This is a genomic window from Leisingera sp. ANG-M7, from assembly GCF_000813965.1.
Classification (GTDB): Bacteria; Pseudomonadota; Alphaproteobacteria; order Rhodobacterales; family Rhodobacteraceae; genus Leisingera.
Window position 1 is genome coordinate 16,161 of the sequence record NZ_JWLI01000001.1, and the last position, 21,348, is coordinate 37,508.

Here is a 21,348-nt window from a genome sequence, read left to right on the forward strand (position 1 = left end):
AGTAACCGCGGCCAATGGCGGCCCAAATACAACCTCCGCAACCCACTACACAAATCGTGCTATACTATACCTCTGGTAATGGAGGGCACCATGAAATCATCTCATCTCGCCGTCTTGGTAACGATTCTCAGCGCGGCTTTTTCAACGACTCAGGCCACGGCTGACCCCAAACCGCAAAATGCGGCAGTCCCCGCGGCACAAGAACTTGCCAACTTGTACGGCGGCAAAACGCAAATTTGGAAGAAATGCCAGGGCGGTGTCTACTACGGGCCGCGCTGGGAGGCGCAAGGCTACTGCGCGCAGCACCCCAACAGCGTCGGTGTCGGAAAATGGCACATCGACGGCAGAGGCCGCGTTTGCCAGAAAATGACCTGGTATCATTCCAAAGACGGTGCACTTATCGCAAAGGAAGGCGAGGAAGAATGCATCTCTCATCTGCAGGCAGCAGACGGCATTGTCTGGCGCAGCTGGCCGAAGGACCGGGAGTGGTGGAAGGCGACCAACAGCGTGAGCCTGGAGAAGGGTTTTAAGTTTAAATCCAAAATCCGGCGACTGCGCAAAAAACTCAAAGTCTGAGACTGCGTCACCTGATCCCTGGCGGAAGATATTGAATCGCTGGCGCCCCCCGCGGCGGCTAGGTGCGGCGTTCACAGACCTGCCCCGCAGCTTCCTGCTGCGGCCTGTGCAAATTTGCGTTAAAGCGATTCACATTCCATACTCCTTACCCATATAAGGGATTGAGGACAGAAGGGTTTTGCACATGCCGCTGCCGTTTGACGGGGCCATCAGCCGCTACTACCAGAGCGGCGCGCCGGAGAAGATCCGAACCGCGATCAAGCGTGCGGATAAGGACGAGATCCTGAGCCTCAGCTACCCGCACCGGGAACGGATGAAGCGCAAGGCTTATGACAAAGAGCTGGAGGCGCTTCAGATCGAACTGGTCAAGCTGCAGTCCTGGGTCAAGTCCAGCGGCGCCCGCATTGCCATCGTCTTTGAGGGGCGCGATGCGGCTGGCAAGGGCGGCACCATCAAGCGGTTCCGCGAAAACCTGAACCCGCGCGGGGCGCGAATCGTGGCGCTGCCGAAACCCACCGAAGCGGAACAGAGCCAGTGGTATTTTCAGCGCTATGTGCAGCAGCTGCCGTCGGGCGGCGAAATCGTGTTCTTTGACCGCAGCTGGTACAACCGCGGTGTTGTCGAAAAGGTATTCGGCTTCTGCAGTGATTTGCAGCGTGAGCGGTTCTTTGATCAGGTTCCGGACTTTGAAAAGGCGCTGGCAGAGGACGGCATCCACCTGTTCAAGTTCTGGCTGAATGTGGGCCGGGCAGAGCAACTGCAACGGTTCCTGTCACGGGAATCCGATCCCTTGAAACAGTGGAAGCTGAGCTCCATTGATGTGAAGGGGCTGGAGAAATGGGACGACTACAGCGCTGCCATTTCAGAAACCTTTGCCCGCAGCCACAGCCGTGAAGCGCCCTGGACAATCATCCGGTCGGATGACAAGCGGCGGGCGCGGCTGGCGGCGATGCGCTGCGTGCTGCACGCGATTGATTACACCAGCAAGGACACCAAGGCGATTGGTGCCCTGGACTCGGAAATATGCGGAGGCCCGGAAATCTGGGATGCCTAAACGCGGTTATCATCACGGCAACCTGCGCCAAGCGCTGGTAGAGGCCGCCCTGCAGCTGATCGAGGCCAAGGGGCCGACCGGCTTTACCCTCTCGGAAGCCGCCAAGCAGGCGGGCGTTACCCCGGCAGCGGTCTACCGCCATTTTGAGGGGCGGGAGGATCTGATCGCTGAGGCCTCCCGCCAAGGCTACGTGATGTTCGCCGACCTGATGCAGCACGCCTATGACAAGTATCAGCCCTCGGCGCTGGCTGCGTTTGAGGCAACCGGGCGGGCCTATCTGGCCTTTGCACGCAAACATCCCGGCCACTACATCGCCATGTTCGAAAGTGGTATTTCGGTGAACCGGACACCCGAACTGGCCGACGCTGCCGCCCGGGCACGCGCAATTCTGGAACGCGCAGCAGCGGACCTGAGCCAGCACATCCCGGCAGAAAAACGCCCGCCGGCCTCGATGTTCTCTGCCCATGTGCTGGCGATGAGCCACGGGGTTGTGGAGCTTTATGCGCGTAATTCGCCCGGAGCGGCCTCCCCCTTCCCGCCGGAGGATTTGCTGGAAAGCGGGATCGGTATTTATCTCCGCGGGCTGGGGCTGATCGATCCGGACAATTAGGCCCGGTAGCTAGAACCGGCCGCTGGGCTGCGGTGCGCTCAGCTCATCGCCGACGTTCACGAGGTTCACCTCTCCGATGCCCTTTATATCCTCGGGGCCGATATCGGTGACGTGGAATTCCTCGGACAATGCATCCTTCATGTCCTCTGGCGCGACGATTTTCATCGGGTTGGCAAAGACTTGCAGCCGGGAGGCCAGATTTACGGCCGGGCCGAAGACGTCATAGACATATTTCTGGATACCCACCACGGAGCCAACCGCGGAGCCGGTGCCAAGGCCGATCCGCGCCTGCCATTTGTGCTGGTGGCTTTGGTTGCGGCGGTCCAGGTAGCGCAGGAAACGGGTGGCGCAATGGGCCACGGCGGTGGCGTGGTCCGGCGTCGGCTCAGGCATTCCGGCAACCGCCAAATAGGCGTCGCCGATGGTTTTGATCCGCTCGCAGCCGTATTGCTCGACGATGCGATCGAAAGCGGTGAAGATATCGTTCAGCTCTCCCAGCGTTACGGTGGGATCGGTGCGGGAGGCGAAATCTGTGAAATTCACGAAGTCCAGCATCACCACCGACACCTTGGGGTAAAGCTGCGGGGTGACCACGCCAAAGGTCTTGAATTCCTCATAGACCGAGCGCGGCATCAGGTTGAGCAGCAGCCGCTCCACCCGCTCCTTCTCGCGTTCCAGTTCGCGGGTGTTGCGCTCCACCATTGTGGAATAGCTGTCGATCATGCTTTCCAGCTCGCGGATGCGGGTGATGTTCTGGCATTCCACCACCAGCAGTGCCTCGTCCAGGTGGCTGGCTTGCGAGATGTTGATGGCAAAGACCAGCGTGCGGCGTTTGCGCTTGATCTTCAGCTCTGCAGAATAGCGCAGGCCTTCGTCGCAAAGCGGACCCAGGTCCTCCGGCTGCAGACCGTCTATGGCATCGGTTAGCGCAGCCCCCTCGCCCGGCGTTCCGAACCATTCCGCAAAAGGCTGATTATGAAAGACAAATCCAAGGTCTGATGCCCGCACGACTGCCACGCCGACACCAATGGCACGCAGCAATTGCTCATTGATGGCGGCAATGCTCATGCCGCATCCCGGGTGACGATAATGCTGCGCTTTCCCTCTATAGCGCTAAGCGTAGTGCGAATGTCCGGCTCTGACAGGCCGTGCTGCTCCAGCGCCTCCTTCAGCAGTGCACCCATCTCATCGAAATCTTCGTGGGTAATGCCGAGGGCCCTGTGCACCGCCTCAAGCCTGTCGTCACTGAAGGACGCAGGCCCGCCCAGAAGCGAGGAAATGAACTTGGTCTGATGGTCAATGAGACGCGCCATATCTACATCGGCGAAGTAATCGCCGATCTGATCGGAATCGAGCGCCATCTCATAAAAGGTCATCACGACCCGGCTGATGGCGCTGAACCCGCCGTATTTCTCGTAGATCGTTTGCGGCATGACAGCTGTCCCCCATCAGGAAGCGGTCTGCCCATGTTACGCTAATTTTGCGGAAAAGTTAACGCCCGGGCGCCGCAGGGGCAGCCCGCGCCGGTTTCCGAACTGAAAACCATAAGTCCAACAGCCCGCCGCGCGGTCAGGCCGCGCTTTCATCCGTGAAGGTCACCAGGTCGCTGACAATGCATTGCAGCCCCTCGATCAGGTCCAGCGTAGGCTGAGTGGACAGCAGTGGCGCCATTTCCTGGATCAGCGGCAGCGGCAGGTCCCACCAGCGCAGCGCCTGCAGCTTTTCGCACACCGCGCAGTCGAACCGTTTACGCACGAGCTGCGCCGGATTGCCGGCCCAGACCTCATAAGCGCCCACATCGGCGGTTACGGTCGCATTGGGACTGATCACAGCACCATCACCGATCGTCACCCCGCCCAGCAGGGTCGCATTGGCACCGATCCAGACGTCATTTCCGATCACCACATCCTGGCAGCCCGGCCGGGGAGCATGAGTGTCAGCCCCCCCCAGATGTTCGGTAAAGGCTTCGCCAAAGGGGAAGGCAGAAATCCGGTCCAGCGCCGGGGACTGATCCAGCATCACCCGCACACCGCGGCTGATCGAACAAAAGGAGCCAATCGCGACATTGGCGCCGCCGCCCTGCCCCTCGATCTCCAGATCCTCATAGCCATGGGTGAAGCGGCCGATTTCCAGTTTGCCGTTGCCGATCGGGGCAGTCTTGAATTGTTCTGGTGATGTCATGGTGTTCTGCCTTCCGGTTCCCGTCCTAGGATTTCCGGGCCACCCTAGGAAATCTTTCTAAAGGAACCCTGAAGGCAGCCGGAATTCCGCAGCACCGGAAACGCAGAAGGGCCCGCCAGCAGCGAGCCCTTCCAAAACCATATGGTTCCCAGCTTAGCGCTTGGAGAACTGGAACGAACGGCGGGCTTTGGCCTTACCGTATTTCTTACGTTCCACAACGCGGCTGTCGCGGGTCAGGAAGCCGGCCGCTTTCAGAGCGCCGCGCAGCGACGGATCGTACAGCTGCAGCGCTTTGGAGATGCCGTGCTTGACCGCGCCGGCCTGACCGGACAGGCCGCCGCCTTTGACGGTGGCGTAGACGTCAAACTCGCCTTCGACGCCGGCAACCTGGAACGGCTGGCGCAGGATCATCTGCAGCACCGGACGGGCGAAGTACTTGTTGATTTCCTTGCCGTTCACCTCGACCTTGCCGGAGCCCGGCTTGATCCAGACGCGGGCAACAGCGTCTTTACGCTTGCCGGTGGCATAGGAGCGGCCCAGTTCGTCACGAACCGGCTCACGCGCGATGGTTTCTTCAGCCACTGCTTCCACACCGGTTGCAGCTGCGAGCTCTTCGAGAGTGTTGATCTGATCAGCCATCGGTATCAGCTCCGGGTGTTTTTCTTGTTCATGGATTTGACGTCCAGAACTTCAGGGGCCTGGGCTTCGTGCGGGTGCTCGGCACCAGCGTAAACGCGCAGGTTGGTCATTTGCTGACGCGACAGGCGGTTGCCCGGCAGCATGCGCTTGACCGCTTGGGTCACAACGCGCTCCGGGTGGGCACCTTCCAGGATTTCCTGCTTGGTGCGCGACTTGATGCCGCCCGGGTGGCCAGTGTGCCAGTAGAAGTGCTCATCGCGCTTCTTGCCGGTCATCTGCACCTTTTCGGCGTTGATGATGATGACGTTGTCGCCCATGTCCATATGCGGAGTGAAGGACGCTTTGTGCTTGCCGCGCAGGCGCATGGCAACGATCGAGGCAAGACGGCCCAGCACCACGCCCTCGGCGTCGATGATGATCCACTTCTTCTCGATATCTGCCGGAGTAGCAGAGAAGGTTTTCATGGCAGGTCAATCCTGTTTGTCGTGAAGGCAGAATCCCAGAGGTCTTCGGCCTGAATTCGATGGACGGGGTTTACGGGCATCCCAGGCCCCAGTCAACACCACCAAACAAGATTAAAACGTTATAAAACAAGACGTTAAAAAATAGGTATAATAATACCCCACAAATTCACACGCTGATCTGCTCCGGAGGGTTGTCCAGCAGGGCGCGCAGGCGCAGCATTGCCTCCTCGAACTGTTTCAGCGGCACATGCGCGTTGATGGCAATGCGCACCGCATGGGGCGCGCGGCCATCGCGCAGGGCGAACTCATCCGCCGAGCGGATCTGCACCCCGTTGGCCTCTGCCGCGCGGGTAAAGGCAGCGGCGCGCCAGCCGGACGGCAGTTTCAGCCAGAGGAACGGAACCTCAGGATTCCAAGTCAGGTCGAACCCGCCAAGCGCATTGACCGCCACCCGCACATAGCGGGCCATTTCGTTGTTCACCGCCTTCACCAGGCCTGGCAGGCGCGGGTCGCTAAGCAGGATCCGCACCAGCTCGGCCAGCGGCTGGGCCAGGCCGAAATATCCGTATTCCGCCACCCGCCGCAGGTCTGCCGCCCGCCCTTCCGGTGCCAGGGCAAAGCCCACGCGCAAGGCAGGCGTCAGGATCTTGGAGATCGAGGAGACGTGCCAGGCCAGCTCCGGCGCCAGCGCCCGGTAGCTGGGGGCACGCGATTCCCCCAGGCGGTAGCAGTCGTCCTCGACGATCTGCACGCCATGGCGGCGGGCGATGCGGACAATCTCCTTGCGCCGCTCCAGCGGTGTGAACAATCCGGTGGGATTGTGAACCTCCGGGCTGGTGCAAATGACAGAGGCGCCGGATTTGCGGATTGCCAGCTCCATCGCGTCCGGGCGGATACCGTTCTCATCCATGGCAACCTCAACCACCTGCGCCCGCAGAAGCTCCGCCGCGCGGCGGAAGCCCGCATAGGTCAGGTCCTCGACCATGATCACCGGCTGCGGGCCTTGCAGTATCGCCTGCAGCGCAACCATGATGGCGTTTTGGCCGCCATGGGTCAGCACCACGTCCTTTTCATTGACCGGGCCAACCGGCGCTTTGGCAATCCAATCCGCAGCGGCCTGGCGCACTGGCTGATAGGCGTCGCGTGTCGGGTAGTTCAGAAAGTTGCGCGCCTGGCCTTCAGCGACCTTGTGCAGCGCCTCACGCACCGCCGCCACCTGGCCCATGTCGGCAATCCGCGGGCTGAACAAGCTGACATGGCCGGGATCACGCGCCTCCAGCAGATGCAGCTCCCGCGACCATACGTCATCGGGCACCGGCTTTTTCTTTTCGGCTACGAAAGTGCCGCGGCCTACCTCGGCCTCCAGCACACCTTCATCGGTCAGGATGCTGTAGGCGCGGGCGACAGTGCCCGGCGTAATGCTCAACTGATACGCGAGGTCACGCACCGGCGGCAGCTTTGTACCAATTTTCAAACTGCCCATTTCGACAGCAGACCGGATTGTATCTGCGACCTTTTTGTACTTGGGACCTTTTGTCTCACCCAGGGCTTGCGGCCAAATTGTACCCATTACAATCCATCCTTGGACAACTTCTCGCCCCCTTTGTATCAAAACACCAAGACAAATCAACAGGATTGTATCAACACAATACAAAGGAAGCCTCCCATGGCACAGCATATGCAAATGGCACAATCGAACATGTCCTATCTGAACAGCCGCCCGGCCCTGCCGGTGCTGGCGCAATGGGCCGTCTCCTTTGCCGTGCTGGTGACCAAGTGGAGCCTGCGCCAACGCACCCGAACCCATTTGAAACACCTGAGCGACACGCAGCTGAAGGACATCGGGCTGTCCCGTGAAGACGCCCATTATGAAGCCACTCTTCCGTTCTGGCGCCCGTGATCCCCTGGGCAAAAGAACAACCTTACGGCCGGGGTTCGCCCCGGCCTTTTTTGTTCCCCCGCCGCCCGCAGCATGCGGCGCCTTGCACCTGCCTGTCGTAAATTCCACTCTTGGCCCGCCACCTGCTTCTTGCTAGGCGCAGCGGGACGAAACCTGATTTGGCAGATTTGATGCAGCGCGACCCCATTCTTGTTGTAGACCGCGAGACCGGCGAGACCTTTGAAGAGGCCGTTCTGGGCGAAAAGTGGATCCGCTGGGCCTATCAGAACGCCAGCGCCAAGCCGGTGGAAAAGCTGCTGTTCCGGTCATCCCTCATCAGCAGGCTGATGGGCGCCTGGTTTGACTCACGCTTTTCCAAGAGCAAAATCGCGGCGGTGGTTGAAGAACTGTCCATCGACATGAGCGAAGCAACCGACCCTGCGGACAGCTATGGCTGCTTCAACGACTTCTTCGTGCGGAACCTGAGGCCAGAGGCCCGTCCCTTCAGCGCAGACCCGAATGACATTGTATCCCCCGCCGATGGCCGGGTGCTGGTGTTCCCGGAGCTGGCTGAGGACGTGTTTGTCCCGGTCAAGGGCTATCCGATGTCGGTGCGCACCATGCTGCCCGGCGTCGCAGAGCAGTTCATCGGTGGCGCGCTGGCAATCGTGCGCCTGTGCCCGGCGGACTACCACCGCTACCATTTCCCCGCCGCGGGCCGCATCACAGCGGCGCAGGACATTCCCGGCGCGCTGCATTCGGTCAACCCGATTGCCCTTGGCGCCGGGCCGGATGTGTTCGGCGAGAACAAGCGGACCTGGACACTGATCGAAACCGAGACGCTGGGCAGCTACTGCTTCGTCGAGGTCGGCGCCTTTGGGGTCGGCTCTATCGTCAACACCCGCACCTCTGGCGCTGTACAGAAGATGGACGAGAAGGGCTATTTCAAGTTCGGCGGCTCTACTGTGGTGGTGGTGTTCGAGCCGGGCAAAGTGCGGTTCGCCGATGATCTGGTGGCAAACAGCGCCAAGGGCCGCGAAACACTGGTCAAGGTGGGCCAGCCTTTCGCCACTACTCTTTAGCGTTTCGGCGGGATCGAATAGGTCATCGAGGCACGCGCCACCGGCTCTGCCATGCCCTCGGAATAGATCAGAACGTCGGCCACAGCCAGCACACGGCCCAGCTTGAGCAGCCGCGCCTCGCCGATCAGGTCGGCACCGGCCGCGGGCTTGCGCATAAAATCGAGCGAGCAGTTGGTTGTGACCGCCAGCGCCTCTTGCCCCAGATGGGCCAGGATCAGCGCGTAGACCGCGCAATCGGCCAGCGCGAACATCGACGGGCCGGAGACTGTGCCGCCGGGGCGCAGGTGCCGCTCCGCCGTCAACAGCCGCATCCGGAGATGGCTTTCCTCCATCGCGTCGATGACAAAGTCATCCCGCACCTGCGGAAAAATCTCATGCAGGTATGCTGTCAGACCTGCGACATCAAATGCCAGTGCCATGCTTTCCCTTTCTGTCCGCCCCGCATAGAGTTGCCCCCGGATTTGCGAGGAGGGCAAGATGGCAATTCTGGAACGTCACGACACGGGCGCGATTGCACGGCTTACGATGAACATGCCGGAAAAGCTGAACGCGCTGTCGGATGAAATGCTGGCCGCACTTCAGGAGCAGATCGGCGCCTTGCGCGAAGACAGCCGCATCAAGGTTGTGATTCTGTCCGGCGCGGGCAAGGCGTTCTGCGCAGGCCATGACATCAAGCAGATGACCGCAGGCCGCGCAGGCGAAGATGGCGGCAAAGCCTATTTCCAGGATCTGTTTGCCCGGTGCACCAGCGTGATGACGGGGTTGCAGTCCCTGCCCCAGCCAGTCATTGCCCAAGTACACGGCATTGCCACCGCAGCGGGCTGCCAGCTGGTTGCCTCCTGCGATCTTGCAGTGGCGGCGGAGGGCACCCGGTTCGGCGTCAACGGCGTGAACATCGGCTTGTTCTGCTCCACGCCGATGGTGGCGCTGTCGCGCAATATTCCCCGCAAACAGGCGTTTGAACTGCTGACCACCGGCGAATTCGTGGACGCTGCCCGGGCTGTTGATCTGGGGCTTGCCAACCGTGCTGTGCCGATGGAGGACTTGGAGGCGGAGACCACGCGGCTGGCGGAAACCATCGCATCCAAACTCGGGGCCGCGGTCAAGATCGGCAAGCAGGCGTTCTATGAACAGCTGCAAATGCCGCTGGACCAGGCCTATGCCTATACCAGCGGCGTGATTGTCGAGAACCTGATGCACCGCGACACCATCGAAGGCATGGCCGCCTTTATCGAAAAACGCGCCCCCGACTGGCAGGAGTGAAATTTTCCGAAAATTTACGGAAAGCTTTAGCCTTTGTTTACCAATCGGAACGTAATGTTTCCGCAATAAGCCAAATGCCCGGCTTTCAATTCGGGCAGAAAGATGGCAGAGATTGGGCAAGGTCGCAGACCGGCACAATTTGGGCTGCTGCTGCAGAAGGGTCCCTCCAACCGGTTCTCTCACCCCGGTGATCCATTCCTGCAGCGGCGGCCCCAAATCTCCCCCTCCCGCATTGAACGGCGCCCGGTCCGCCCCAAGCCTGTTGCACGCACCCGCCCCCTGCCCTATGTGGCGGGCATGACAGATCATTCGGCACAGACATTGCATATCGTGGGCGGCGGCATGGCCGGCTCGGAAGCGGCCTGGCAGGCGGCAAACATGGGCGTTGAGGTGGTGATCCACGAAATGCGCCCGAAGGTAGAGACCTTTGCCCACCAGACCGGCAATCTGGGCGAGATGGTGTGCTCGAACTCCTTCCGATCGGATGATGACGAGCAGAACGCCGTTGGCCTTTTGCATTGGGAGATGCGCGCGGCGAACGGGCTGATCATGACCACGGCGGATGAGCACCGGCTACCCGCAGGCGGCGCCTTGGCTGTGGACCGCGAGCCTTTTGCCGAGACTGTCACTGCCAAGCTGAATGCGCACCCGAACGTCACTGTTTCTTATGAAGAAATCACTGACTTGCCGAGCGATGGCCACTGGATCTTTGCCACCGGCCCGCTGACCTCGCCCGAACTGGGCAAGGCCATTCAGGTAGAGACCGGCGCCGAGGCACTGGCCTTCTTCGATGCCATCGCGCCGATTGTCTATGCCGAGTCGATCGACATGTCGCAGGCCTGGATGCAGTCGCGCTATGACAAGGGCGAGACCGAGGAAGAGCGCACTGCCTACCTCAACTGCCCCATGGACAAGGACCAGTACGAAGCCTTCATCGACGCGCTGCTGGCCGCTGACAAGACCGAGTTCCACGAGGGCGAGACCGCTGGCTATTTCGACGGCTGCCTGCCGATCGAGGTGATGGCCGAACGCGGCCGCGAGACACTGCGCCACGGCCCGATGAAACCGGTGGGGCTAACCAATCCGCACCAGCCGGAGGTCAAAGCCCATGCAGTGGTGCAACTGCGCCGCGACAACGCGCTGGGGACACTGTTCAATATCGTCGGCTTCCAGACCAAGATGAAATACGGCGCCCAGACAGAAGTCTTCAAGATGATCCCCGGCTTGGAGAACGCCAGCTTCGCCCGTCTCGGCGGCATCCACCGCAACACTTTCCTGAACTCGCCCACGCTGCTGGACAGCCAGATGCGGCTGAAGTCCCGGCCCCACATCCGCTTTGCCGGTCAGATCACAGGGGTTGAGGGTTATGTGGAAAGCGCGGCCATGGGACTGCTGGCAGGCCGCCTGGCTGCGGCTGAGATCTTGGGCCAGGAGCTTCCGGAAGTGCCGCAGGACAGCGCCATGGGCGGGCTGATCCATCACATCACCGGCGGCGCCGAAGCCAAGACCTTTCAGCCGATGAACGTGAACTTCGGCTTGTTCCGCCCGGTTGACGGCCTCAAGGGCGGCCGCCGCGGCCGCAAGGACCGCTACAAGGCCTATACCGACCGCGCCAAGGATGCCTGGCAGGAGTGGCTCAAAAACTTTTCCTAGACGAAAAGCCCTGCCCGCGCCTAAACTTTTCCCATGAGCGAAAAGTTTCTGGACAAGGCGTACGGCCTTGAAACACCGGAAGCGACCCTGGAGCACTATGACCAATGGGCCGCTTCCTACGACGCTGAGATTGCCGAAAACGGTTACGCGACACCGGGGCGGATTGCCCGCGCTTTGGCAAAATACCAAACCGAGATGAGCGAACCCGTGTTGGATTTCGGCTGCGGAACCGGTTTGGCTGGGCTTGCACTGCGGCTGCAGGGATTTCAAACGGTGGACGGCATGGAACCGTCAGAGGAAATGCTGGCCCAGGCCCGCAGCAAAGACGCCTACCGCACGCTGACGCGGATCGATCCCGCAGAAAAACAGCCGATCCCGCGCGGTGCCTACCGCCTGATCACCGGCTGCGGCGTTCTGGGCACGGGCGCAGCCCCGCCTGCGGTGTTCGACACAATCATGCACGCCTTGCCGCGCGGCGGATTGTTTGCCTTTTCCTATAACGACCACGCGCTGGCCGACCATGCCTATACCGGCAAGCTCAATGAATGGCTGGACTGTTCGGCGGCGCGGCTGCTATTCCGGGAACACGGGGATCACCTCCCCGGCATCGACCTGAAGTCCACCGTTTATGTAATTGAGAAAGCGTGACATTCACCACACGTTTCGCGCCGTCGCCAACTGGGCCGCTGCACTTGGGCCATGCCTATTCCGCTATGCTGGCGCATGATATGGCTGCCACAGCGGGCGGCACATTTCTGCTGCGCATCGAAGACATCGACCAATCCCGTGCCCGCCCTGAATGGGAGGCGCAGATCTATGAGGATCTGGAGTGGCTGGAACTACGGTGGCCGAAACCGGTGATGCGTCAGTCAGAACGGCTGCCTCGTTACCGGGAAGCACTGGACCAGCTGACCGCGATGGGCCTTACCTACGCCTGCCGCTGCAACCGGGCAGATATCGAGGCGGCAGCCGGCGCCCCGCAGGAAGGCGTGCCGCAGTTCGGCCCGGACGGCCGGATCTACCCCGGCATTTGCCGCGGACGTCTTACGGATGAGGCTACCGAAACGGACGTGATCCGCCTGAACATGGAAAAGGCTGTCCTCGCCGCTGAACTGCGCAGTTTCACGGAGACCGGGCCGGCCTTCCCGGGCACGCACACTCTCGCCCCGGATACGCTGATCTCAAGCGTCGGCGACATCATCCTGGTGCGCAGAAACATGGGCAGCTCCTATCACCTGTCAGTGGTTGCGGATGACGCGGATCAGGGCATTACATGTGCTGTGCGCGGCGCAGACCTTTTCGAGGCGACCCAAATCCATGTGCTGCTGCAAAGTCTGCTGGGCCTGCCCACACCCGTCTATCACCACCACAACCTGATCCGCGATGAGAATGGCAAGCGTCTTGCCAAACGCGACGACGCCCGCGCCATCGCCAAATACCGCGCCGAGGGGGCCACTCCGCAGGACATCCGGGAAATGGTGGGCCTGCCCGCTTCTTCTGGCTGAAAATTTCCCCGCCGGAGGCACGGCCCGCCAGGGCCGTTATTCCATAGGCTTCATCAGCTCCACTTCGTCCCCGTCCCGAACCGCAGTATAGAAACAGGTCCGCCGGTTGGTGTGGCAGGCCGCTCCGGTCTGGCGCACCAGTGCCAGCAGGCAATCCTGGTCGCAGTCAATCCGCAGATCCACCAGTTCCTGAACGTGGCCGGAGGTTTCACCCTTGATCCAGAAGGACTGCCGCGAACGCGACCAGTAGGTGACCTTGCTCGTCTCCAGCGTCTTCGCCACCGCATCGGCATTCATCCAGGCCATCATCAGTACCTCGCCGGAAGCTTCATCCTGTGCGATGCAGGGGATCAGCCCGGCATCGTTGTAGGTCAGGCTGGCGGGATCAAAGGACTTGGGCGAAGACATGGGCAAAAACCTTTTGCATCTGCTGTTCGGCTCCCTATGTATGGGGAACCTGCAAAATGGGAAAGACCGGGAACGCAATGTCTGGCGATAGTGATCTGATCAAGCTGTATTCCTCGCGCATTCTGGCGCTGGCAGCCGACATTCCGCACCTCGACCGGTTGCAGGCGCCGGACGCCACGGTCAAAAAACGCTCGCCCCTTTGCGGCTCTGCCGTGACTGTCGACGTCAAGGTTGAGGATGGCCGGATCTCGGATTTCGGTCAGGATGTGAAAGCCTGTGCCCTGGGGCAGGCCTCTGCCGCGGTGGTAGGCGCCAATGTCATTGGCCGCTCGCAGGCAGAGGTTGAAACCGCCCGCAACCAGCTCAAGGCCATGCTGACCCAGGACGGACCGGTCCCTGATGCGCCGTTTGACGGGCTGGAAGTTCTGCAGCCTGCAAAGGAATTCAAGAACCGCCACGCCTCGATCATGCTGGCGCTGGAGGCAACTCTGGAAGCGATGCAGACTGCGGCCAAGGAGCAGTGCGCCTAAGGCCAGCTCCCGTTTCTGCTTCCAAAATCGCCATGTGCGCCGCGCCAGAGCGGTCAATATGCGTCTGGCTTCCCTTTCTGACATGAAAAAACCGCCGCACATCCGGGCAGATGGCGGCGGCAGTCATGCTCTGTTGTGCGGGATCCGGGCGGGCCAGGCAGGATCTTGAGGCAATTCAGTCGAAGATCGGGCCGAGGGGGATCTGTACAGGCGGTTGATCCCCGGAAACAGTCCGGGACAGGAAAGGGCCGGCCCGGCACAGCAGAGGCATTCAGGAAAAAGGTAAGGGGATCAGAACAGTCCCGGCAGATGCAGCGCCGCCACCAGCATCACCATCAGCGAAGCCGCGCCAATAGCGTCCTGCAGCAGGGTTGAATGGGCGTTTTGAATGGTGGTCTTGATCTGTGCAATCATGGCTCGGGCCTCCTCCAGTCTGTGTCGCTGCTCTCTGGCAATCTTGTTGCCTCTTTGTTCTCATTTTCAGGCGCGCCTGTAAAGAACTTTTTGAGAACATTCGCGAACATAGGGGAACACCAAGGCGGAACAACCGTCGTGTGGCAGCTTAACCCACTGAAATCAAACGGATCGCCTGATCCTGTTTCATAAGCCACAACAGAACGCGCGCCGCCTTGCCGCGTTCCCCGTCCAGCTTGGGATCAGCAGCCAGCAGCGCCCGCGCATCGCTTTGCGCCACAGCCATCAGCCCGGCCTGGCGTTCCAGGTCGGCAATCTGGAATCGCGGCAGGCCCGATTGCGCCGTGCCGATCATATCGCCTGCTCCGCGCATCTGCAGATCGGTTTCCGAGATCCGGAACCCGTCCTCAGTCTCGCGCAGCACCTCCAGCCGCTTGCGGCCGCCTTCGGTCAGCGGCGGCTGATACATCAAAAGGCAAGTCGACTCGGCGCTGCCGCGCCCCACCCGCCCGCGCAGCTGGTGCAGCTGGGCGAGACCAAAGATCTCCGCCCGCTCAATCACCATGATTGAGGCATTGGGCACGTTCACCCCGACCTCGATCACCGTGGTAGCGACCAGAACCTTTGTCTTGCCTTCGACAAAGGCCGCCATGGCTGCGTCCTTATCGGCGGGCGGCATCTGGCCGTGCACCAGCCCAACCGTGCCTTCGCCTAGGATGGCGCGCAGGTGCTTGAAGCGTTCCTCTGAAGCGGTCAGGTCGCTCAGCTCGGATTCGTCGACCAGCGGGCAAACCCAATAGCATTGCCGCCCCTCAGCGATCGCTTTGCGCAGGTGGTCCACCACCTCCTGCATCCGCTCTGTACTGATGACAGCGGTCTTCACGGGCTTGCGCCCCGGGGGCTTCTCACCCAGCACCGAGACATCCATGTCACCGTATTGCGCCAGTGCCAGCGACCGCGGGATCGGTGTAGCGGTCATCACCAGCACATCGGCGCCCTTGCCTTTTTCCGCCAGCTCCATCCGCTGGCGCACGCCAAAGCGGTGCTGTTCATCAACGATAGCCAGGCGCAGGTCGCGGAATTCCACGTCCTGCTGGAAAACCGCATGGGTTCCGACCAGGATATGAATATCGCCGCGTTTCAGCGCCGCCAGCTTGTCCTTGCGTTCGCTGCCCTTGTCGCGGCCTGTCAGGATCTCGATCACCACGCCCGCATCTTCAGCCAGCGGCGCGAGACCTTCCATGTGCTGCTGCGCCAGAATGCCGGTCGGGGCCATCATCACCCCCTGCCCGCCTGCTTCAACCGCAACCAGCAAAGCCATGAAAGCAACCAGGGTTTTCCCGGCGCCCACATCCCCCTGCAGCAGCCGGTTCATGCGTTTTTCCGAAGCCATATCGGCTGAGATTTCCTCGATTGCGCGGGCCTGCGCGCCAGTGGGCCGGTACGGCAGCGCCTGCAGCACCTTGGACTGCAACCGTCCGGTGGCCGCACTTTGGATGCCGCGAGTCTTGCGCTCCTTCTGGCGCGCCAGTGCCAGGGTCAGCTGGTGGGCAAAGAGTTCGTCATAGGCCATGCGCGCCCGTGCCGGCGCCTGCGGGCTGAGGTCATCCGGCCCCTGCGGCGCATGGGCAGAGTGCAAGGCTTCATGCCAGGCAGGCCAGTTCTCCCTCAGCATTTGCGCCGGGTCGATCCATTCTGCCAGTTCCGGCATCCGCGCCAGCGCGCTTTGCGCCGCTTTGTACATGGTCTTTTGCGTGACCCCGTGGGTCAGGCTGTAGACCGGCTCAAACTCCGGGATGCCGTGCGCCTCTTCCACCGGCAGCATATGGTCCGGGTGGACCATCTGCGCGAGACCATCGAACAGCTCCAGCTTGCCCGAGACCACCCGCCGGGATCCTTCGGGCAGCTGCGCCTCCAGATAGCGGCTGCGGCCATGAAAGAAGACGAGCTGGAACTCGGTCTCTGCGTCCTCCACGTGAATGCGGTAAGCGCCGCCGCGGTTGCGCGCCGGGCGGTGGCGGCCGATGGTCACCTCCACCGTCACCGTGGCTGGCAGGTCGACCCCGCGGATGGTGTCGCGACGGCGGCGGTCCACCACCGAATAAGGCAGCGAAAACAGCAGGTCACGCGGCGTTTCAATATCAATCTGGCTGAGGGTCTGCGCCGTTTTCGGGCCGACCCCCTGCAGGGTCTCGGCGCCGGCAAACAGCGGAAACAGGATCTCCGGACGCCCGCTCATACCTCTGCGATCAGCTCCAGCCAGCCGTCTTCATCCAGGATTTCCACCCCCAATTCCTTCGCTTTTGTCTCTTTGGAGCCGGCACCCGGACCCGCCACCAGAATGTCGGTTTTCTTGGAGACGGAACCTGAGACCTTGGCCCCCAGCGCCTCTGCCCGCGCCTTGGCCTCAGCGCGGGTCATCTTCTCCAGCGTGCCGGTGAAGACAACGGTCTTGCCAGCCACCGGGCTATCGGCGGCTGGGGCATCCGGCGGCACGATAGTGAGTTTTTCCACCAGCCGGTCAAAGGCCGCGCGCTCCTCTGCGTTGGCAAAGGCGTCGGACAGCGACAGCCCCAGAACCGCGCCGATCCCGTCCACGCCAATGAGGTCGGCCCAGGCAGCCGAGGCGTCCGCCGGAACTTCGCAAGCCTCCACGGCTGCAGCGCGGGTTTCAGAGATCTTCGCGCGGCGGCCCTCATTTGCGGCCTGTTGGCGCTCAGCCTCTTCCGCCTCATCCGAGGCCCGGTGCGCCAGCGCAGCCGGACGCGCGGTATCAATCGCATCCGCCATTGCCTGCCAGTCAAGATAGTGCAGCGCCAGATCGCGGCCCGCAACCTCGCCCGCGTGGCGGATACCCAGGGCAAAAATCAGCTTGGCCAGCGGGATCGTGCGCTTTTCCTCAATTGCAGCAAACAGGTTCTCAGCTGATTTCTCACCCCAGCCTTCCCGGTTCTTCAGCTGCTGCAGGCCGGAGCCGAATTTCTGTTGCAGATCAAAGATATCCGCAGGCTCCCTGATCCAGCCATCACCGTGAAACTGCTCCACCTGCTTGGCGCCCAGCCCATCGATGTCAAAGGCCGCGCGGGAGACGAAATGCTTCAGCTTCTCCACCGCCTGGGCCGGGCAGATCATGCCACCAGAGCAGCGGCGCACCGCATCGCCCTCTTCCCGTTCGGCAGGGCTGCCGCACTCGGGACAGACATGCGGAAACTGGTAGGCTTCTGCGTTGTCGGGGCGTTTGGACAGGTCGACGTCCGCCACCTTGGGAATCACATCGCCTGCACGGTAGATCTGCACCCAGTCGCCGATACGGATGTCCTTGCCGCCGCGGATTTCCTCACCCTTGGAATCCCGGCCTTGGATGTAATCCTCATTGTGCAGCGTGGCGTTGGACACAACCACCCCGCCAACCGTCACCGGGGTCAGCCGCGCCACCGGGCTGAGCGCACCGGTGCGGCCAACCTGAATGTCGATGGCCTCGAGCCGGGTCCAAGCAAGTTCCGCCGGGAATTTATGGGCAATCGCCCAGCGGGGCGTGGTGGAGCGGAACCCCAGCCGTCCCTGCAGCGCCAGGTCGTTGACCTTGTAGACGACGCCGTCGATGTCGTAGCCCAGCGTCGCGCGCTGTTCCTCGATGCTGCGGTAGTGGCTTATCATCTCCTCGGTGGACACACAAAGCCGGGTCAGCGGATTGGTCTGAAAGCCCAAAGCTTCGAGCCGTGCAATAGCGTCCATCTGGGTCTCTGCCAGAGGTGCGCTCAGCTCTCCCCAGCTGTAGGCAAAGAACCGCAAAGGGCGCGCACGGGTAATTTCCGAATCCAGCTGCCGCAAGGAACCCGCCGCCGCGTTGCGCGGGTTGGCAAAAGTCTTGCCGCCGCGTTCGGCGTGCCGGGCATTCAGAGCCTCAAAATCCGCGTGGCTCATATAGACTTCGCCGCGCACTTCCAGAACCTCAGGCGCGCCTTCCAGTTGCTGGGGGATGTCAGCGATGGTGCGCGCGTTGGCGGTCACGTTTTCACCAATACTGCCATCGCCGCGGGTTGCTGCCTGGATCAGCATGCCGTTTTCATAACGCAGGGACAGCGACAGCCCGTCGATCTTGGGCTCCGCCGTAAAGGCCAGCGCATCCGCAGGGCCAAGGCCGAGGTATTTGCGGATACTGCGGTCAAAATCTGTGACGTCTTCATCCTCAAACGCGTTGCCCAGCGACAGCATCCGCACCGAATGGGTGATCTTGCCAAAACCGGAAGCCGCAGGCGCGCCAACCGAGTCCAGCTGAGTGGCCGCTTCCGCCAGGTTAGGAAAGGTGTCTGCCAAGGCCCGGTAGCGCCGCTTCAGCGAATCATATTCCGCGTCGCTGATCTCCGGCGCATCTTCCTGATGATATGCCAGATCCGCTGCGCGCAGCTGCTCTTCCAGCTTCAGAAACTCCGCCTTTGCGTCCTCTGCCGTCAGGCCGGCCACGTCTTTTTCTGTCATTCCTGCCACGCGCGGTCCCTCTTCGTTCTCCCCTCCGGTGATAAGGTGCCGCGCGGTCCGCGTCCAGCGCATCTGACAGTCAGCGTGCGGAAGCCGCAAAAACAAAAAGACCCGCCGGAAGGCAGGTCTTTGCAACCGGTGGCGCAGTGTTACGCGCCACCCGGATGTTCATCCTTTCAGGCGCCGACAGCCATCCTTTGGCCGCCAGACATATGATCCTCCTGCGGATCACGCAGCACATAGCCACGGCCCCAGACAGTTTCGATATAGTTTTCGCCATCGGTCGCGTTGCTGAGTTTCTTACGCAACTTGCAGATGAAAACATCGATGATCTTCAGTTCCGGTTCATCCATGCCGCCATAAAGGTGGTTGAGGAACATTTCCTTGGTCAGCGTGGTGCCCTTGCGCAAGGAAAGAAGCTCCAGCATCTGGTATTCCTTGCCGGTCAGATGCACGGCTTTGCCGCCGGCCTCCACCGTCTTAGCGTCCAGGTTGACCGCGATCTTGCCGGTCTTGATGATCGACTGCGAATGGCCTTTGGAACGGCGGATGATCGCATGGATCCGCGCCACCAGTTCCTCGCGGTGGAAGGGTTTGGTCAGATAGTCATCCGCGCCAAAGCCGAAGCCCTTGATCTTGTTGTCGGTATCGTCGGCACCGGACAGGATCAGAATGGGGGTTTCGATGCGGGACATGCGCAGCTGGCGCAGCACCTCATGGCCGTTCATATCCGGCAGCCCCAGATCCAAAAGGATCAGGTCATAGTCGTAAAGTTTGGCCAGATCGATCCCTTCTTCCCCCAGATCCGTCGTATAAACGTTCAGGTTGGCATGGGTCAGCATCAGCTCGATGCTTTTGGCCGTGGTCGGATCATCCTCAACCAGCAGAATGCGCATATTATTTTCTCCGCCTGTACACTGTTTCCCTCAGGTCGCGTTAACCTTGGTGGAAAAAAGTTAATGCCTCGTTACCATGATGGTTAATTTAGAATTTCAACTCAAGGGCGGCTTGATTTATTTTGCGTCCTGATCACGGAATTTCTTGAGACGTGTGGTTTTCAGGGCCTCTTCGCCATGATCGGCAACGGCCGCGACCCAGCTGCGGAACTCCTCCTCGCTCAGGCCATAACGGCGCATCGCCTCCTTTTGCGGCAGCAGCCCATAAAGCACTCCACGCACCACAGCCGCCTTGCGCGACGCAACCCAGCGCTTGGTGGTTTCCGGCGGCAGATCCGCCCGGGTCATGATGGTTCCGTCCGGCAGGGTGACTGCCCGCGGCCCGTCGACTTTCTTCAAAAACATCTTTCTTCCCTCTGAAGATCTTGTTCGTTGGGTCTGGCACCAGAATTTCCCAACAGGCTTAACGCCGCATGAACCACGCCCCTTGAGAGTTCTTAGGATTTTCATATATTCTGCGGCGCCTGCCCCCTTGCCTTTAGGAGCTGCCCCATGGCGCTGGACCAAGATCTGGAACTGAATTCGCTCGGCTTTGCCAAACCGCCCTCGGAAACCCGGGTGGTCGTGGCCATGTCCGGCGGCGTCGACAGCTCTGTTGTTGCTGCATATTTGGCCGATCAGGGCTATGACGTGGTGGGTGTGACGCTGCAGCTGTACGATCACGGCGCGGCGCTGGCGAAGAAAGGCGCCTGCTGCGCAGGCATCGATATTCACGACGCGCGCCGTGTCGCAGAGGAGCGCGGCTTCCCGCATTACGTTCTGGATTATGAGAACATTTTTAAAGATGCGGTGATTGACGAGTTCGCTGACAGCTATCTGGCAGGCGCAACCCCGGTGCCTTGCATCCGCTGCAATGAGCGGGTGAAGTTCAAGGATCTTCTGGAAACCGCCAAGGATCTGGAGGCCGACTGCATGGCCACCGGCCATTACATTCAGCGCAAGATGGGTGCACATGGGCCAGAGCTGCACTCTGCCGAGGACGCCAACCGCGACCAGAGCTACTTCCTGTTTTCCACCACGCCGGACCAGCTCGACTACCTGCGCTTCCCGCTGGGCCACCTGCCCTCAAAAGACGCAACGCGCGAGATGGCAGCCCAATACGGGCTGGCAGTGGCAGACAAACCGGACAGCCAGGACATCTGCTTTGTTCCGGACGGAAACTACGCCAGCGTAATCGAGAAACTGCGCCCCGGCGCCGCTGAACCGGGTGAGATCGTGCATTCGGACGGCCGGGTGTTGGGCAGCCACGAGGGTGTCATCCATTACACAATCGGCCAGCGCCGCGGCCTCGGCATCGGCGGCCTGTCCGAACCGCTTTACGTGGTGCAACTGGATGTGGACAAGAAACAGGTGGTTGTCGGCCCCAAGGAACTGCTGGCGACCCGCACCATCCCGGTGCGTGAAATCAACTGGCTGGGCGATGAACCCTTCACCTCCCGCGAGGAATGGCATCTGAAGGTCAAAGTCCGCTCCACCCGTCCGCCGCGCGAGGCAATCATCCGGCCTCTGACCGATACCACTGCCGAGGTTGAGCTGCTAACGCCTGAGGAAGGTGTGTCTCCTGGCCAAGCCTGTGTGTTCTACGCCAATGAGGGCAGCCGCATCTACGGCGGCGGCTGGATCTGGCGCGGCTACTGACGCGGCACTTCTGTCAA

At 61.3% G+C, this 21,348-nt stretch carries 24 protein-coding genes; 11 read left to right on the top strand and 13 right to left on the bottom strand.

The genetic code is table 11. From position 1 onward, the window contains the following. Positions 1-90 precede the first annotated feature (90 nt). The 3 genes from RA26_RS00080 (at position 91) to RA26_RS00090 (ending at position 2,240) form a co-directional block, all read left to right on the top strand. Positions 91-576 (top strand): DUF995 domain-containing protein, encoded by a 486-nt coding sequence (locus RA26_RS00080; protein ID WP_193747566.1) that lies wholly within the window; start codon positions 91-93, stop codon positions 574-576. Positions 577-760: 184 nt separating this feature from the next. Next, positions 761-1,630, top strand: coding sequence for a polyphosphate kinase 2 (gene ppk2 / locus RA26_RS00085; protein ID WP_039178171.1), 870 nt, complete (start codon positions 761-763; stop codon positions 1,628-1,630). Further along, the gene (locus RA26_RS00090; RefSeq protein WP_039178174.1) at positions 1,623-2,240 is read left to right on the top strand and encodes a TetR/AcrR family transcriptional regulator; all 618 of its coding nucleotides are present in this window, start codon (positions 1,623-1,625) and stop codon (positions 2,238-2,240) included. Before ppk2 ends, RA26_RS00090 begins: the two co-directional genes overlap by 8 nt. A 9-nt stretch (positions 2,241-2,249) precedes the next feature. On the opposite strand, the gene RA26_RS00095 is transcribed toward RA26_RS00090, so the two are convergent. From RA26_RS00095 to RA26_RS00120, 6 genes are all read right to left on the bottom strand, one after another. Further along, entirely contained in the window at positions 2,250-3,308 is a 1,059-nt protein-coding gene (locus tag RA26_RS00095) for an adenylate/guanylate cyclase domain-containing protein (protein ID WP_039178178.1), read from the bottom strand. Then, entirely contained in the window at positions 3,305-3,673 is a 369-nt protein-coding gene (locus RA26_RS00100; protein WP_039178181.1) for a group I truncated hemoglobin, read from the bottom strand. Before RA26_RS00100 ends, RA26_RS00095 begins: the two co-directional genes overlap by 4 nt. Before the next feature lie 136 nt (positions 3,674-3,809). After that, a complete protein-coding gene (locus RA26_RS00105; protein ID WP_052272259.1) occupies positions 3,810-4,421 on the bottom strand; it encodes a CatB-related O-acetyltransferase in 612 nt (203 codons plus the stop codon). Positions 4,422-4,574: 153 nt separating this feature from the next. After that, the gene (rpsI, locus tag RA26_RS00110; protein WP_039178184.1) at positions 4,575-5,060 is read right to left on the bottom strand and encodes a 30S ribosomal protein S9; all 486 of its coding nucleotides are present in this window, start codon (positions 5,058-5,060) and stop codon (positions 4,575-4,577) included. 5 nt (positions 5,061-5,065) lie between these two features. After that, the gene (gene rplM / locus RA26_RS00115; protein ID WP_019296185.1) at positions 5,066-5,524 is read right to left on the bottom strand and encodes a 50S ribosomal protein L13; all 459 of its coding nucleotides are present in this window, start codon (positions 5,522-5,524) and stop codon (positions 5,066-5,068) included. A gap of 166 nt (positions 5,525-5,690) precedes the next feature. Continuing rightward, positions 5,691-7,094: an aminotransferase-like domain-containing protein gene (locus RA26_RS00120; protein WP_039178187.1), complete on the bottom strand. Its 1,404-nt coding sequence runs from the start codon at positions 7,092-7,094 to the stop codon at positions 5,691-5,693. Positions 7,095-7,190: 96 nt separating this feature from the next. Between RA26_RS00120 and RA26_RS00125 the strand changes: the two genes are divergently transcribed. After that, entirely contained in the window at positions 7,191-7,424 is a 234-nt protein-coding gene (locus tag RA26_RS00125; RefSeq protein ID WP_039178190.1) for a DUF1127 domain-containing protein, read from the top strand. 170 nt (positions 7,425-7,594) lie between these two features. Next, the gene (asd, locus tag RA26_RS00130; RefSeq protein WP_039178193.1) at positions 7,595-8,485 is read left to right on the top strand and encodes an archaetidylserine decarboxylase; all 891 of its coding nucleotides are present in this window, start codon (positions 7,595-7,597) and stop codon (positions 8,483-8,485) included. On the opposite strand, the gene RA26_RS00135 is transcribed toward asd, so the two are convergent. Beyond that, positions 8,482-8,904, bottom strand: coding sequence for a PaaI family thioesterase (locus RA26_RS00135; RefSeq protein ID WP_039178196.1), 423 nt, complete (start codon positions 8,902-8,904; stop codon positions 8,482-8,484). The two genes, asd and RA26_RS00135, sit on opposite strands and share 4 nt — an antisense overlap. Before the next feature lie 58 nt (positions 8,905-8,962). On the opposite strand from RA26_RS00135, the gene RA26_RS00140 reads away from it, so the two are divergent. The 4 genes from RA26_RS00140 to gluQRS all read left to right on the top strand — a co-directional run bounded on the left by RA26_RS00140 (position 8,963) and on the right by gluQRS (position 12,906). Further along, entirely contained in the window at positions 8,963-9,748 is a 786-nt protein-coding gene (locus RA26_RS00140) for an enoyl-CoA hydratase (protein WP_039178198.1), read from the top strand. A gap of 297 nt (positions 9,749-10,045) precedes the next feature. Beyond that, positions 10,046-11,401 carry a methylenetetrahydrofolate--tRNA-(uracil(54)-C(5))-methyltransferase (FADH(2)-oxidizing) TrmFO gene (gene trmFO, locus RA26_RS00145; RefSeq protein WP_039179814.1) on the top strand — a complete coding sequence of 452 codons (1,356 nt, stop codon included), beginning with the start codon at positions 10,046-10,048 and terminating at the stop codon, positions 11,399-11,401. Between the two features lie 33 nt (positions 11,402-11,434). Beyond that, positions 11,435-12,049: a class I SAM-dependent DNA methyltransferase gene (locus tag RA26_RS00150; RefSeq protein WP_039178201.1), complete on the top strand. Its 615-nt coding sequence runs from the start codon at positions 11,435-11,437 to the stop codon at positions 12,047-12,049. Next, on the top strand, positions 12,046-12,906 hold the full coding sequence (gluQRS, locus tag RA26_RS00155; protein ID WP_039178204.1) for a tRNA glutamyl-Q(34) synthetase GluQRS: 861 nt from the start codon (positions 12,046-12,048) through the stop codon (positions 12,904-12,906). Before RA26_RS00150 ends, gluQRS begins: the two co-directional genes overlap by 4 nt. Before the next feature lie 36 nt (positions 12,907-12,942). Here gluQRS and hisI read toward each other — a convergent pair whose 3' ends face one another. After that, positions 12,943-13,314, bottom strand: a complete 372-nt coding sequence (gene hisI, locus RA26_RS00160) for a phosphoribosyl-AMP cyclohydrolase (RefSeq protein WP_039178207.1) — start codon at positions 13,312-13,314, stop codon at positions 12,943-12,945. Between the two features lie 77 nt (positions 13,315-13,391). Between hisI and RA26_RS00165 the strand changes: the two genes are divergently transcribed. Beyond that, a complete protein-coding gene (locus tag RA26_RS00165) occupies positions 13,392-13,844 on the top strand; it encodes an iron-sulfur cluster assembly scaffold protein (RefSeq protein WP_039178210.1) in 453 nt (150 codons plus the stop codon). Between the two features lie 291 nt (positions 13,845-14,135). Here the strand turns inward: RA26_RS00165 and RA26_RS23325 are convergent, their stop codons facing one another. From RA26_RS23325 to sciP, 5 genes are all read right to left on the bottom strand, one after another. Next, on the bottom strand, positions 14,136-14,258 hold the full coding sequence (locus RA26_RS23325) for a hypothetical protein (protein ID WP_019296173.1): 123 nt from the start codon (positions 14,256-14,258) through the stop codon (positions 14,136-14,138). Positions 14,259-14,406: 148 nt separating this feature from the next. Beyond that, the gene (gene recG, locus RA26_RS00170) at positions 14,407-16,497 is read right to left on the bottom strand and encodes an ATP-dependent DNA helicase RecG (protein ID WP_039178219.1); all 2,091 of its coding nucleotides are present in this window, start codon (positions 16,495-16,497) and stop codon (positions 14,407-14,409) included. Continuing rightward, entirely contained in the window at positions 16,494-18,737 is a 2,244-nt protein-coding gene (gene ligA / locus RA26_RS00175) for an NAD-dependent DNA ligase LigA (protein ID WP_039178222.1), read from the bottom strand. Before ligA ends, recG begins: the two co-directional genes overlap by 4 nt. A 176-nt stretch (positions 18,738-18,913) precedes the next feature. Further along, positions 18,914-19,633 carry a response regulator transcription factor CtrA gene (gene ctrA, locus RA26_RS00180; protein WP_019296170.1) on the bottom strand — a complete coding sequence of 240 codons (720 nt, stop codon included), beginning with the start codon at positions 19,631-19,633 and terminating at the stop codon, positions 18,914-18,916. Positions 19,634-19,750: 117 nt separating this feature from the next. After that, positions 19,751-20,038, bottom strand: a complete 288-nt coding sequence (sciP, locus tag RA26_RS00185) for a CtrA inhibitor SciP (protein WP_019296169.1) — start codon at positions 20,036-20,038, stop codon at positions 19,751-19,753. Positions 20,039-20,185: 147 nt separating this feature from the next. Here sciP and mnmA point away from each other — a divergent pair, with 147 nt between their 5' ends. Beyond that, positions 20,186-21,331: a tRNA 2-thiouridine(34) synthase MnmA gene (gene mnmA / locus RA26_RS00190; protein ID WP_039178224.1), complete on the top strand. Its 1,146-nt coding sequence runs from the start codon at positions 20,186-20,188 to the stop codon at positions 21,329-21,331. The last annotated feature ends 17 nt before the right edge of the window (positions 21,332-21,348 follow it).